This window comes from Prosthecobacter sp. (genome assembly GCF_044227185.1).
Classification (GTDB): domain Bacteria; phylum Verrucomicrobiota; class Verrucomicrobiia; order Verrucomicrobiales; family Verrucomicrobiaceae; genus Prosthecobacter.
On sequence record NZ_JBGAFO010000002.1, the window covers coordinates 131,387 to 144,724 of the forward strand.

The following is a 13,338-nucleotide window of genomic DNA, read 5'->3' on the forward strand; positions in this document are numbered from 1 at the left end:
CCGTTATGTCCGACCTCAAACTCCTCATCACTGGCAGCAAAGGCCGCATGGGCCAGGCCATCATCCGTGCCGCCGAGGCTCAAAACGTCACCGTCGCCTCCACTGTGGATGTGGGCGATGCCCTGTCCCCTGCGCTCGCCAAAGCCGACAGCGTGATCGACTTCTCCTCCCACCTCTTCACCAATGAGCTGCTGGACGAGTGCCTGAAGCAGAAGAAAAGCCTGGTGATCGGCACCACCGGCCACACCAATGAGGAGCTGGCCCGCATCCGCGAAGCCTCCAAGACCCTGCCCATCGTCTTCGCCTCGAACTACAGCATCGGCGTGAACACCCTCTTCTGGCTCACGCGCAAAGCCGCCGAACTCCTCGGCCCCGCCTTCGACCTCGAAGTCGTGGAGATGCACCACCGCCTCAAGAAAGACTCCCCCAGCGGCACCGCACGCACCCTCGTCGAAATCCTCGCCGATGTGCGCGGCCTCGAATACGACAACGACTGCAAGCACGGCCGCTTTGGCGATGTGGGCGCACGCACGCCGAAGGAAATCGGCGTCCACGCCATCCGCGGTGGCGACGTGGTGGGAGACCACACCGTGATCTTCGCCAACGTCGGCGAACGCGTCGAGCTCACCCACAAGGCCAGCTCTCGCGACACCTTCGCCAACGGCTCCGTCCGCGCCGCCGTCTGGCTGGCCGGGAAGCCTGCGGGACTGTATGACATGCAGGATGTGCTGGGGCTGAAGTAGAAGTTTGCGATGGCTGGCCGTGGTTTGCCATTGTTTGCAATGGTTTCCAAAGCATCGCCAACAACCGCAAACTCCGCCCTTCCCCCCCGCCGCGTCTGCGCTTACATTCCGCATGCCCGCCGATGTCCCAGACTCCCGACAGCCAGCCGCCAGTGAAGCCGCTGCTCACTCAAGAGCAGATGGCGAGGATCTTATCGTCTCGGCGCTCAGTCACCTCCGAGGAGTTTCGCCAGCAGGTGGCAGCTCACCTGGGCCGCCCTCCCTCTCCCGGCAGAAAAAAGACCTTCGTGAATGGTCGGGAAGTCTGGGTCTGCTGCTAGATTCGTCGGCCATCGTGCCGCGATTGGAACGCGGCGGCATGGAGCATGACTGGTTTCGTGAAGGAGAGCGAGTCTTCAAAGTCACCCGCGATGGCATCTTCGGCCTCTCGCCGGGCATTGACCTCGCCTTGGTGTCTTCGGACATGGAGGCACGCGCTTTCATCTCTGGGAGGCTTCGCCGATTGAGTATCTCGAACGTCTCCATCTGCAAAACGAACTCGTCATCGGGCTCAACCGGCTGGAGGGCATCCTCGACCAGGGCGATGACCTCGCCATCGTCACCTCTCAGCCCCGCTTCGACATTGTGCCCGTCACTCTGGCGGAAATCGACGCATGGTTTGCTGGGCAAGGTTTCGAGAAAGTCACCGCCTGCGGCTACTACCGCGCGGCGGACAACCTCGGAGTCTTCGATGCTCATGCGAAAAACATCATTCGCTTTGAAAACGAACTCATTCCTTTCGATGTCATCCCCTGCCGTCCCTCCGGCGGCTTCCTGAAGTTCATCGCAGACACCCTTGCCGCAGGCCACACCCTCACTGCCGTCCGCACCGTTTCCACCTCTCCGCGCGGAATCTGAGTTTGCGGTGGCTGAACAATCGTTGACGGTGGTTTACGGTTGTTAGCCGGGGGTTGGAAAACAACCGTCAATAACCGTAAACCACCGTCAACTTCCCCTTCCCATGAACTTCGGCATCGCCCTCGGCTCCAATCTCGGTGATCGCGCTGCCAGCATTCAACGCGGCATCGACCTGCTGCTCGCGAGGGTGCCCGGCATCCGGCTCAACGCCAGCGCGCCGGTGTATGAGACGGAGCCTGTGGACTGCGCGCCGGGTACGCAGGCGTTTTTAAACACGGTCATCGAAGTGGCGGCGGAGTGCACGCCGCAGGAGCTGCATGCGCATCTCAAAGCCGTGGAGCAGGCGCTGGGCAGACCCGAACAGCGCGAGCGCAATTCGCCGCGCACGCTGGATCTGGACCTCTTGTATGCGGATGATGTCGTCAGTGACGATCCCGTGCTCATCCTGCCGCATCCGCGCATGCACCTGCGCCGCTTTGTACTGGAGCCGCTGGCGGACATCCGGCCGGATTTGGTGCTGCCTGGGCAAAAGGAGACAGTGGCGGAGCTGCTGCAAAATTTGGATTGAGGCGCATCACTCCCCGCATTCGGCGTGGCATCACGCTGAATCATGGCTATGGGATCATCACCCATGACCGACGCACCACCAACCCCCGCTGACCCCGGCCGCTGGATTCGCTTTGCCCTCGTCATGCTGCCTGTGGGCACCATCATTCTCGGCATTGCCTCCTTTGGCATCTGGCAGTGGAAGAAGGATCAGGCGGCGGACCGCTCGTTTAAATATGCGCTGGCGCTGCGCCGCACGATCAGCCCTGAGGGCATCGAAAGGGTTGCGGGCATTGTGCGCACGGCTTTGGGCCAGGCGGACCGTGATCTGAGCATTCCCGCTTACCTCGAATCCACCATGGGCGCGGAAAACATGGGCTACGCGGTGCGCCGCGAACGTTTTGGCGAGGGGCTGGCCCTCATTGATGCCGAACTCACCGGCACGAAGCGCCCGCGGGAAATCGTGATGGCCCTGGTCCTCTACGGCGGCCAGCCTGAGCAGCTTGAGAGCACCACGCAGGCGATTGCCGAGGCTCTTTCCGTGGCACATGAGGTCACCGGTGAAAAAGTGGTACGCTCCCTGCGCTTTGCCTTCATACCAGACACACCGGCGGCGCTGCAGCGGCTGAAGGAGGGACTGCAGCGCGATGGAGAACGGCTCATGCAGCTGCTGGTGCTCGGCGGCCCTGAGGTGAAGAGCATCGAGGCCATCTCCCACGCCCTGAACACCACGGCCGAGGGCACGCGCGTCCTCTCTCTTCCCGCCACCAAAACCACGCAGGAAACCCTCCAGTCCGCGCACCAACTCAAAGCCATGCTGCTGGATGCAGCGGAGATTCCATGATCGTCACCTGCCAGCAGATGCAGCAATGCGAAGAAGCCGCCTTCACCCACGGCGTGAGCGCAGCCGCATTGATGGAGGAGGCGGGAAAAGGCATCGCGCAGGTGGTGCGCCAGTTTGCGCCGCGCGCTGGCTCGCTCGTGCTGTTTCTTGGCAAAGGCAACAATGCTGGCGATGCGCTGGTGGCCGCGCGTGAACTCGTGGCGGATGGCTGGAAACTGCACGCCCGGCTCTGCTGCGAACCCGCCGCGATGAAGGAGCTCCCGCGCCGCCATCTCGCGCTTCTCGGCAGCCTGGTTCATTTCCTGGAAGACGCCACCACCTTTGACTTTCCCGCCGGCCCTCTGGTGAGCCTGGATGGGCTCCTCGGCATCGGTGCCACGGGACCCATGAAGCCCGAGCTGCAGGCCCTGGCGCGCGAGATGAACACGCTCCGCACCCAGCGCCACGCGCTGACCATCGCCATGGACATCCCCTCCGGCCTCGATGGCGACCATGGCGATGCCTGCGATGATGCCGTGGAGGCGGATGTGACCGCCGTGGTGGCGCACATCAAATCCGGCCTGCTCGAAGACGGGGCCGATCATTACGTCGGGCGCATCGCGCTGGTGCCTCTGCCCGCGCTGTCTCAAATCACCGGCGATGCGAGTGCTGAGGCACTCACACCGCGCCTGCTGCGCCACTGGCTGCCACGGCGTGCCAATGACATGCACAAGGGAGATGCCGGGCGCGTGGGCATCCTGGCCGGATCACCGGGCTTTCTCGGTGCGGCGGAGCTGGCCTGCCGTGGCGCCATCCGCGGCGGCGCGGGGCTCGTCACTTTGCTGGTGAAGGAAGATGTTTATCTCCTCATGGCACCGCGCATGCCTGCCGAGGTGATGGTCAAGCCCATCGACGATTACCGTGACGTGCTCGAGATGCGCTTCGACTCTCTCGCGCTCGGGCCCGGCCTCGGCTTTGCACATGAGAAGGAAATCCTCGAAGTGCTGAAGCGCAGCAAGACTCCCGCCGTGGTGGATGCCGACGCCCTGACCATGCTGGCCCAGCATCCGGACGTGCTCGATGCCATGGGCAAGCTGCCACGCCTCCTCACCCCGCATCCTGGTGAGATGGACCGCCTGCTGCGCAACTTCCCCGGCTGGCATGGCATGAGCCGCCGCACGCTGGTGGAGTCCCTCACCGAAACCAACACCGGCCACACGCTGCTGCTCAAAGGCACGCGCACCGTCATCGCCACGCGCGGCCAGCCCACGCTCTTCAATACCACCGGCCACGCCGGCATGGCCAGCGGCGGCATGGGCGATGTGCTCACCGGCGTCTGCGCTGCCCTCGCCGCCCAGCACATCCCCCTTCATCAGGCGGCCGGCCTCGGTGCATGGCTCTGCGGCCGCGCCGCCGAGCGCTTTGTCATTCAGGAAGGGGCGGCCATGGAAGCCGTCGGCGCCACGGATGTCACATCTCACCTCGGCGGTGCGCTGCAGGATTTGAAGGACGGCCTGATCTGATCCCTTCCTTGTCAGGCCGCGGCCAGATGGGCGTTGTGCTGCGGCAGCGCTTCCATTCGCACATAGCGGCTGAACAGCACCTCCGCAAAGTGCAGCGCATCCGCCGTGAGAATCGTGCGCGGCTCGCTGAAACAAAAAATGGACTCCCTCGGGCGCACCACTTTGTTAAAGGCAAGCTGGCAGGTCTTAGGATCGTGGATGGTGGCTTTCACCCGTTCCATCTCCCGCTTCATGGCGGCTGCCGCGGCGGCAAAGGCTTCTTCTTTTTGCTCGGGAAAAACGGCTTTCAGCCGGGCGGTCATTTTTTCCTCGATCATGAAATGAAACAAGCAGGGCTGCAGGCAGATCCCCACCACGCCTACATTCACCATCTCCCCCGTCTCTCGATGAGGCCGGAAATGGAGCAGCGCGTAGTTGCAGGCATGTTGTGCAGATGTCATGGCAAAGTCCAGAAGCTGTCAGATTCGGTGAACGGCAGTTGCAGGATCGAGTTTACTCCCTCCACGTCGAGTTGCACAGGCAAACTCTCGTCTCCGTCCAAATGCAGCCATTCCAGCGGCAGCTCCGCGAAGATCGTGCGCACTTCCGTCAGCGCTGTTTCCAGGCGTGCCGTCATGCTCTCCCGAAATCCGGCGGGCCACTGCCGCAGCATGCTGCCAAACACATGGGCATCAAAGAAACGAGCACGGCTGAAGTCCGGGTCGAACGCCAGATTGAAGTCATACGCCCACAGCCTTTCCCCTCGTGGCGGATCACTTCCCCCACTCGCTTCAAGAGCACGCCCGGGCGTCACCAGCAGGTTCGGGTTCCCGCCCAGGGCAGACAGGCTGCGGTCCTCATTTTGCAGCCAGAGATCCAGCAGCAGAAGCAGCGCCTTTGTCTCCTCGGGCCACGCCTGTGCCTCCGACCACTCCAGTTCCAGGCCGTCTTTGACAAGCATGGAGGCAAACACCCGCCCGGCCCCCAGGTCTCGTATGTCCGGCATGACACTGCCTTTGATTAAAGCCGGCGGCACTTCAGCCATCCTAAACGGCGGCACGCCCAGCACGGCCTCCGGCAACATCGGACGCACCAGCCGGTTGGCCACCCATTCGCAGCACAAGGAACGCCGCCCGGCGTAAGCACCTTTGACAAAACACGTGGCCCCATCATCGCTCCGACAAATAAAAGGCCGGGTCATCCCCTGCTTTGCGCGGCCCAAAACTTCGGTGATGGTGATGGGCGCGTTCATGCCATGAGACAGCCGACGAAAGCGGAGATGCTCGAAGAAGGCAAGAAGTTAACCACGAGAGGCGGGCTCGGCTTCCTCACTTCACCGCCTCATACAATGACGCTATCCCCAGCGTGAGCTGCCGTGAGCTCGCGCTTTGAAAACCGTTCGCGCAGATCAGCGCCTCCATCTCCCGGCCGGATGGAAAGCGCTCGATGGAGCCGCAGAGGTACACGTAGGCCTCGCGTTTGCCGGTGATCCATCCGGCCACGCGGGTCATGACCTCCTTCAGGTAAAACAGGTAAAGCTGCCGGATGCCGGGCATGCGAGGGATGGAAAAATCCAGCACAAACAAACGCCCGCCGGGGCGCAGCACGCGGCTCATCTCCTGCAGGGCCGCGGGCCAGGAAGCCATGTTGCGCAGGCCAAAGGCAACGGTGAGCACGTCAAAGACACCGTCTTGAAACGGCAGCGCCAGCCCGTCCGCGGCCACCAGGGCGCGGAGCTGGCGCTTCTGTGCCTCGCGCATCATCGGCACGGAGAAGTCCGCGCCCAAAACCTTCGCCTGCGGGCAGGCGTTTTGAACGGCCTGCGCCAGATCGCCGCTGCCGGTCGCCAGATCCAGCACACGCCGGGGCTGCAGCTCTGCGATGCGCCGCGCCGTGGTCCGCCGCCACAGGCAGTCAATGCCAAGGCTCAGCACGTGGTTAGCCAGCACATAGCGCGATGCAATCCCCGCAAAGGCCTGCCTTACGAATCCTGCGTCTTGCATATCGCCTTCACCTTTCTCGTTCTCTTTCTGGGTAACCGGTCACCGCTCATCTCACACTGCATGGCGGCCACCTTGCCGACTTATCGCCGTTTGACGAGCCGTTTTTTGCGGGCCTCAAGGTGGGAAGCAGCCGCTCAAATGTCGCGCCCGAATCAGCTTGAAGGCGGATGAGCGCGGAATAGCCTGCCGAATGAAAACGCGCGGTGTCATGGCATTTCTCGGCGGGCTGGGGTGGGCCGCCGCATGGCTGGGTTTGGTGGTCGGAACATGCGCTGCGCTGGACGCCTTGAAGTTTGATGCCTCCAGGATTTCCGCCTCCCTCGCGCAGGCTGCCGCCGCCACCTCTCTCATGGTGGCGGTCTGGTTGTGGAAGCTCGGTTTTTGGCGCGCGTGGTCACGACACAAGGTCACGCATGATGAAAAATGGGCCTGCTGCGCGGACGTCCGGCCATGCAGGTGCAACCTGCCCCGCGTCTGCCTGAGCGCCGGCTGCTCGTGCGAGAAGCAGCATGCGTGCGCGGACCCGCGCTGCCAGTGCGCCAGGCCCAAGGTGTGCACCTCGGCGAAATGCAAATGCGCTCTGCCCAAAGCCTTCACCTTCGGGGGAAAATCGACCTATGCTCAGTGAGGGCTTTCATTGACCGCCGCACCTCTCACAGGCAGCGCTAGATCCACTCTCTATTTCCCAAGGGGAACCCCTCAGTTAGAGGGGGATGGTGCTCACGAAAGGACTCGAACCTTCACGATGTTACTCACTAGAACCTGAATCTAGCGCGTCTACCAATTCCGCCACGTGAGCAATGGAGTCGGGTTGACTGGGGACGTGATTTTTGACCAAGCCAGAAAATACTCAAGCGGGAAAATCAGTTTCTTCTGGCAGCAGTCCGGCACCGGGGTTAGTCGCGTGTTCATGTCCTTTCGTCTTGAGATGCTGCAAGTCGCACGTCTGGCCCCCAAACTCCTCGGTGAGTCGGCGGACCTGGTGCAGGCCTTTCTGCGCTCCCGCCTTTCTCCGGAGGGCGGCTTCCTGGACCGCAATGACAAGCCCGATCTCTACTACACCGTGTTCGGCCTTGAAGGCCTGCAGGCCCTTTCGGTGAATGCCGACACGATTCCTGATGTGCGTCCCTGGCTGGCTCACTTCGGCGATGGAGAAGGCCAGGACTTTGTGCACCTCTGCTGCCTGGCACGCTGCTGGGCCAATGCAGGCATGCAGCACTTCCCTCCCGCCGCGCGGGAGGCGCTGGCCGCACGCATCGAGGCCTTTCGCTGCCCCGATGGCGGCTACCATCAGGCACCGAAGCGGGCGAAGGGCAGCGCCTACGGCTGCCTGCTGGCGTGGGGGGCCTATCAGGATCTCGGCGGCCTCCCTCCTGAGCCATGGCGGCTGGCGGAGTGCATGGGCGGCCTGCGCACGGCGGATGGTGCCTGGTCAAATGAGCCCGGCATCCCTGTGGGCTCCACCACCGCCACCGCGGCCATGGTCGCACTGCACCGCCACATGGACATGGCCCCGCCCCCGGAAGCGGTGGACTGGCTGATGCGCCAGTGCCTGCCCGCCGGCGGCTTTCTGGCCCTGCCCGCCGCCCCCATTCCCGATCTCCTCTCCACCGCCGTGGCCCTCCACGCCCTGGATGCCGTACAGGCCGACTACTCCCGTCTCAAAGAGCCCTGCCTCGACTTCGTCGATTCCCTCTGGGATGCCACCGGCGGGTTTCATGGGAACTGGACGGATGATGTGCTGGACTGCGAGTACACCTACTACGGCCTGCTGGCACTGGGGCATCTGGCGTGATAAGAAGCTGACGCAGGTGACGAAGGTAAGGAAACATCGAGAAAGAACACAAAGTGAATCCCCTCTCCACGCCGAGGACATGTGCTCCCGCAAGGAATCCCTTCGGGGGAGAGGCCGGGTGAGGGGTGATTCAGCGCTGTCGGCGCGTCTCGTTTCCCCTCACCCCAGCCCTCTCCCCGGAGGCAATCGAGATTGCAGTCGTAAGTCTGGAGCGGGGAGAGGGAGAAAAATCGGGTAGGAGGCGGGGTTGCCCCCGCCGTCCTCCCACACCACCGGACGTGCGGTTCCGCATCCGGCGGTTGAGTTGAAGAGTTTGTGTTCATGGTCTGACCTGACGCTGCCAACGTTGTAGTCTGCTCCCATCTGGCTTTCAACCATTCGGGCAATGCTTCCACCTGGAGTCTGTCCACTCCGGCGGCTCCGGCATTGCGCCTCACGGCCTGCCAGGCTGCGAGCATGTTCTCGCGCGAGAGGATGCGGGGCATCAGCTCGCACGGAGCGTTGTCTTTGCTGTCTTGTCTTTCCCATGTGGACTCACCTGGGTCAGTCACGACCGTGGGCTTTGTCGCGGCAGTCCCACGGCACGGCGTGTTCCGCACGCCTCTCCGGTGGGCTGCTGGTGTCATCTCAGGCTCCGTTGCTGCGACTCCTCGCTCCATCGACATGACGGTGGTGGTCTTCTCTCTTCGGGCCTTCGCAGCGTGGAGCGGCTGCTACTATGCCTTCTGCTGACTTCTGGGTTCCCTTCCCACCGCCTTCCGGCAACGATAGCTCTTCTTGGAGCAGGTTCCCAGACCTCCCCGGGTATGACGCACTCACCTCCCCGCTCATCACCGCCCCATATACATCACGACTCTCCGGGCAAGAATCGGACTTCAGCGATATTGGCCGCCTTGTCTCCATCGTGGTGCCTTGTATGAGGTTCTTGTTCATCGGTGCAGCGTTTTGCTTCTGAGTTGCTGCGCTTCGCGCCCCCTTCGGGCAGCCTTTGGCTGGCTGTCTCCCTACGGTCGGCTCCTTCGGACTCAGCCTCACGGCTGACGCCCTTGCCTTTCAGCTAGCACGTTCCCTTGCCGGGTGTGCGGCGGACTTGAACCGCCAAGTGAGTGCGCCCTGCCGGGCGCACGCAAAAAAGGCGCATGGCCCTGAGACCATGCGCCTGGAATTTGTTTCGGGAAGAAATCTTCGATCGTGAGGCTTACTCCTGGCAGCAGCCGTCGCAGCCGCAGTCGGCGGCGCCGTCGCAGTCGTCGTCGTCACCTTCGTCTTCCATTTCTTCGTCCTCTTCATCTCCGTCTTCCTCGTCGGACTCGCCGTCGCCGTCGTCGTCGCCATCTTCTTCGTCGGCAATGCCGTCGTTGTCGTCGTCTTCATCTTCTTCGTCGTCGATGCCGTCGCCATCAGCGTCGTCTTCGCAGTCGGCGGCCTCATCCGCCAGGGACTGCTCGTCGTCTTCTTCGTCCTGCTCTTCGTCGATCTCCTCCTCGTCTTCCTCATCTTCCTCCGTGGCGGATTCCTCCTCGTAGCTTTCCACCGACTCCTCGTAGGAGGACACTTCGCTTACTTCAATGGACAGGCTGATCGCGGTTTCTTCATAGTAGCTGCCGTAGTTCACGATGGCGACGTCATAGTAGTCCCAGCCGTCATAGTAGCCCCAGGCGGAGTCGTCAAAGATGGCGCTCAGCACATTGACCACCGGCGTGAGCACCGTCCAGGAGGACTTGTAGTACTCGGGGTAGTAGGCCTTGTTGATGTTGCCGTAGGCCGCGAGGGTGTTGCGCAGGCGGCCGGTCTGGTACTGATACTTGGCATACGTGCCGCGGTCCGTGCCCTGGATGCCCAGGATCTTCTCCGCCAGACCGATGAGATCCGCGATCATGCGGGACTGGTAGCTCTTCGGCTTCGCGTTGGCGGAGGCCCTCTTGAGATTGCCGATGAGCTCCTCCATCTTCGGGCCGGCTTCCTGGATTTCGGCCAGTTCAGCATCGGTGAGCTTGCCCTTCTTGCCACCTTTCTTCAGGGCAGCCACGGAGGGGCCGTAATGGGTGAGGTACATCTCATAGGCCGCATTCAGCGACTTCAAGCCGCGCCCCACGGCAGACTTGGGATGCGCACCGCGAATGATGCCCCAGGTGGCGGCGAGCTGGGTGACCCCTTCACCGGTGGCGTCCAGGCCCTTGAGCATGTCCTGGCTCTTTTCCTTGATGCCCTTGTCCATCTGATCCAGCCCCTTGGCCGTGGTCTTCAGCGCGGAGTAAAACGGCACCGCCTGCTTGGACTTGGGATTGATGTCCTTGGCGTTTTTGACAATGACGGCCACGGAGGCCTTCATGTCCTTGACCAGAGAACTGGGCGTGGGAGGCGCACCCTTTTTGTTGTGGGTGGCCTTTCCCTTGGCCTTGGCTTCCTGAGCTTCGACTGGCAGACCAGAAACAGCCAGAAGACTGAGACTGGTGATAAACACGATGGATTTGAAAAGAGCAGAACTTGAATTCATAGGCGAAGTATTCACCGTAACCTCGCCAAAACTTTATGTCACCACTTTTTGCGTTTTTTATGCAAGAACACCTCCACTAAGGACGCAACTTTAGCGACGCTGTAGCGCCAGCGGGGGCATCACTTCGCCCTGCTCTCCCGCACATGCTTCAAGGCGGCCGCCTGCATGAATTTGCTCGCCGCGGGTGTGCTCGTGTGCCCGGAGAGGATGTCGGTGTGCATCTCCTTGGGCATCGTCAGCGCATTGTACGCTGCATACACACTCGTCGGCGGGCAGGTCGTGTCGATGAAGCCCACCGTCACCACCGCACCCTGGCACTTAGCCCGCGTGGCAAAGTTCACATTGTCAAAATAGCGCGAGGCCTGCAGTGCCGCCGGGTCCGGCTTCCCTTCCGCATCCAGCGGCACGATCTTTGGCCAGCCGGCGATGCGGTTCGCCTGGCTGCCGGTGTGGTCACAGCCAGCCGGCACTCCCGCGCAGATGAAGGAGACCCGTGGGTCCAGCCCCGCTGCGGCAAACGCCTGGAACCCGCCCTGGCTCGCGCCATAGACGATCAGCGTCTTCCCATCCCACTCCGGCTGCGCCGCCAGGAAATCCAGCGCCCGCATCAGCCGCAGAAACATGCCTTTGAAGTAGATCTTCTCACGGTCCCGCGGGTTCTCGATGCGGTAATCCTTCAGTTCTCCCGCTGCCAGCGCGTCATAAAACTCCTTCGGTTTCCCATTCGGCAGGCCGTGCGCATTGATGTCCATGGAAAGCATCCCGCCCTCGTTCAGAGCCCAGGAAACACTGCCCAGATTTGAGCTGCGCACCCCTGCGCCATGCACATGCAGGATCGCCGGCAGGGACTTCGGCTTCGCGTCCAGCGGCCTGCCGAAATAGCCGCTCACCGGTTTGCCACCGGCGCAGTCGATCTGCACATCAAAGGCCGCCACGCCCTTGGGCGCACCGGTCGTCACAGGGGTGAGCACCGCCTTCGCCGGTACCTGCGCCAGCACGGCCTTCTGCGCCGCCCAGAAGGCGTCAAAATCTTCCGGCACCGGCATGCTCGGCTTCAGCAGCAGCGGATCATAGCCCGCCGCGGCCATGGCGGAGGCTTTCTCGCTTGTCACGCGCAGCAGCAGAAAGCCCGGCTCGTCCAGCTTGCCGATCACAGTCGCCTTGCCGCTCTTCAGATTCAGCGTCTGCGGTGGCTGTGGCTGCACGCCGTCTTTGGAAAACACACAGGTCACCTTGCCCTCCACCGGCTTCCCTCCCTGCAGCGCCTCAATCGTGAAGGTGGCCGTCTCACCCACCTTGTACAAGGCGTCCGGATGATCCGTGCTGGCCTTCAGCGTCAGCACGGGTGCTGGTGCGGGCGACTGCGCCAGCAACCCCAGCGAGATCAGAAAAACAAAGGCGGAGGGCAAAATCAGTTTCATGCCCGCGAAACTGGAACAGACCACCGCCTGAATCAATCTTCATTCACCCGACTGACATCTCTCTTGATCGTGCCGGACTTGTTCTCCATGCTGGCGCACCCCCATGCCCTCCAAACGCGGATGCCTGAAGCTGCTTCTGCTGCTCGTCCTTGCCGGCGCGCTGCTGGTCTGGCTTGCCGCCGAGGTGTTCTTCAATGTGAACAGCAACCTCGTCGCCGTCAGCGTGCGCGACTCCAAGTCCCCGCTGCAAATCCTCACCAAGCGCGGCGAGTGGAAATCCGCTGTCTCCCTCACCGCCGGAGATCTCGATGCCGCCCTCATCGAGCGCCACAGCGAGACCGGCATGCACTGGTCCACCCTCAAAGTCCGGCGCGGCGGAGGCACGCTGGCCGGCCTCTCCCAGCGCCTCTTCGGCGCGGAAGTCCAGGTCGTCACCTTCTCCGCCGACCGCTTCGACTTCATGACCACCTTCCAGCCCAAGTTCGCCCTCACCACCGCGCGCGAACGCATGGCGGAGGGTAACCTCTGGTTTGCCATCACCGCCAACTTCCGCGACCCCAAAGGCCGTCCCATGGGCTGGGTCTATCACGAAGGCCGCCAGGTGAACCAGCCCTTTGGCGACTGGAGCGGCTGCTTCTTCGTCAAAGACGGCCGCCCCTGGTGCGGGCCGAAATCACTGCTCAACGATGTTCCCGGACTCATCCAGGAAGGCTGCCAGGTCTATCCCTCTGTGATGAAGCACCACACCACCTTCTCCTACATCGACCTCAAACCCGACGAATTTTTCGACGGCTCCAAAGTCACCTACCGCTCGCTCGTCGGCATGCGGGAGGACGGCACCATCGTCTTCGTCCTCTCCGGCGACGGCGGCGTCATGAACGTCAGCGAAGTCACCGAGATCGCCCGCAAGCTCGACGTCCAGCACGCCACCCTGCTGGATGGCGGCCGCGCCCTGCAATACTCCATCCGCACCGACGACGGCCCCTGGCACTTCCACGCCTTCAACACCGAGCTCCCCTTTAAGCACAAGTGGCTGGAGCGCCAGAGATCCCCGGTGTACATCGGCGTCCGCCGGAAGGCCCCCGTGATCGTGGAAGGCATGCCAAGGTGA

13 protein-coding genes and 1 tRNA gene are annotated in these 13,338 nt (G+C 62.6%); 8 read left to right on the forward strand and 6 right to left on the reverse strand.

The genetic code is table 11. From position 1 onward, the window contains the following. The first annotated feature begins 5 nt into the window (after positions 1-5). The 5 genes from dapB (at position 6) to ACILSQ_RS05040 (ending at position 4,532) form a co-directional block, all read left to right on the forward strand. The gene (gene dapB, locus ACILSQ_RS05020; RefSeq protein ID WP_395742490.1) at positions 6-743 is read left to right on the forward strand and encodes a 4-hydroxy-tetrahydrodipicolinate reductase; all 738 of its coding nucleotides are present in this window, start codon (positions 6-8) and stop codon (positions 741-743) included. Positions 744-1,244: 501 nt separating this feature from the next. Continuing rightward, positions 1,245-1,640, forward strand: a complete 396-nt coding sequence (locus ACILSQ_RS05025) for a hypothetical protein (protein ID WP_395743016.1) — start codon at positions 1,245-1,247, stop codon at positions 1,638-1,640. 103 nt (positions 1,641-1,743) lie between these two features. Continuing rightward, positions 1,744-2,208, forward strand: a complete 465-nt coding sequence (folK, locus tag ACILSQ_RS05030; protein WP_395742491.1) for a 2-amino-4-hydroxy-6-hydroxymethyldihydropteridine diphosphokinase — start codon at positions 1,744-1,746, stop codon at positions 2,206-2,208. 63 nt (positions 2,209-2,271) lie between these two features. Further along, positions 2,272-3,030: a hypothetical protein gene (locus ACILSQ_RS05035; RefSeq protein ID WP_395742492.1), complete on the forward strand. Its 759-nt coding sequence runs from the start codon at positions 2,272-2,274 to the stop codon at positions 3,028-3,030. Further along, positions 3,027-4,532 (forward strand): NAD(P)H-hydrate dehydratase, encoded by a 1,506-nt coding sequence (locus tag ACILSQ_RS05040; RefSeq protein ID WP_395742493.1) that lies wholly within the window; start codon positions 3,027-3,029, stop codon positions 4,530-4,532. The genes ACILSQ_RS05035 and ACILSQ_RS05040 overlap by 4 nt, the downstream gene beginning before the upstream one ends. Positions 4,533-4,543: 11 nt before the next feature. On the opposite strand, the gene ACILSQ_RS05045 is transcribed toward ACILSQ_RS05040, so the two are convergent. The 3 genes from ACILSQ_RS05045 to ACILSQ_RS05055 form a co-directional block, all read right to left on the reverse strand. Next, positions 4,544-4,972 carry a DUF3037 domain-containing protein gene (locus tag ACILSQ_RS05045; RefSeq protein WP_395742494.1) on the reverse strand — a complete coding sequence of 143 codons (429 nt, stop codon included), beginning with the start codon at positions 4,970-4,972 and terminating at the stop codon, positions 4,544-4,546. Then, complete coding sequence (locus tag ACILSQ_RS05050) at positions 4,969-5,763, reverse strand: HipA family kinase (RefSeq protein WP_395742495.1); 795 nt, start codon at positions 5,761-5,763, stop codon at positions 4,969-4,971. The genes ACILSQ_RS05045 and ACILSQ_RS05050 overlap by 4 nt, the downstream gene beginning before the upstream one ends. Positions 5,764-5,839: 76 nt before the next feature. Then, positions 5,840-6,514: a ubiquinone/menaquinone biosynthesis methyltransferase gene (locus ACILSQ_RS05055; protein WP_395742496.1), complete on the reverse strand. Its 675-nt coding sequence runs from the start codon at positions 6,512-6,514 to the stop codon at positions 5,840-5,842. Positions 6,515-6,704: 190 nt separating this feature from the next. On the opposite strand from ACILSQ_RS05055, the gene ACILSQ_RS05060 reads away from it, so the two are divergent. Then, positions 6,705-7,142, forward strand: a complete 438-nt coding sequence (locus ACILSQ_RS05060) for a hypothetical protein (RefSeq protein ID WP_395742497.1) — start codon at positions 6,705-6,707, stop codon at positions 7,140-7,142. A gap of 86 nt (positions 7,143-7,228) precedes the next feature. On the opposite strand, the gene ACILSQ_RS05065 is transcribed toward ACILSQ_RS05060, so the two are convergent. Next, positions 7,229-7,313: transfer RNA gene (locus ACILSQ_RS05065), tRNA-Leu, on the reverse strand. Positions 7,314-7,424: 111 nt separating this feature from the next. Between ACILSQ_RS05065 and ACILSQ_RS05070 the strand changes: the two genes are divergently transcribed. Next, positions 7,425-8,309 carry a prenyltransferase/squalene oxidase repeat-containing protein gene (locus ACILSQ_RS05070; RefSeq protein WP_395742498.1) on the forward strand — a complete coding sequence of 295 codons (885 nt, stop codon included), beginning with the start codon at positions 7,425-7,427 and terminating at the stop codon, positions 8,307-8,309. A 1,198-nt stretch (positions 8,310-9,507) separates the two neighbouring features. On the opposite strand, the gene ACILSQ_RS05075 is transcribed toward ACILSQ_RS05070, so the two are convergent. After that, a complete protein-coding gene (locus ACILSQ_RS05075) occupies positions 9,508-10,806 on the reverse strand; it encodes a hypothetical protein (protein ID WP_395742499.1) in 1,299 nt (432 codons plus the stop codon). Between the two features lie 119 nt (positions 10,807-10,925). Further along, positions 10,926-12,227 carry an acetylxylan esterase gene (locus tag ACILSQ_RS05080; protein WP_395742500.1) on the reverse strand — a complete coding sequence of 434 codons (1,302 nt, stop codon included), beginning with the start codon at positions 12,225-12,227 and terminating at the stop codon, positions 10,926-10,928. Between the two features lie 103 nt (positions 12,228-12,330). On the opposite strand from ACILSQ_RS05080, the gene ACILSQ_RS05085 reads away from it, so the two are divergent. Then, on the forward strand, positions 12,331-13,338 hold the full coding sequence (locus tag ACILSQ_RS05085) for a phosphodiester glycosidase family protein (RefSeq protein ID WP_395742501.1): 1,008 nt from the start codon (positions 12,331-12,333) through the stop codon (positions 13,336-13,338).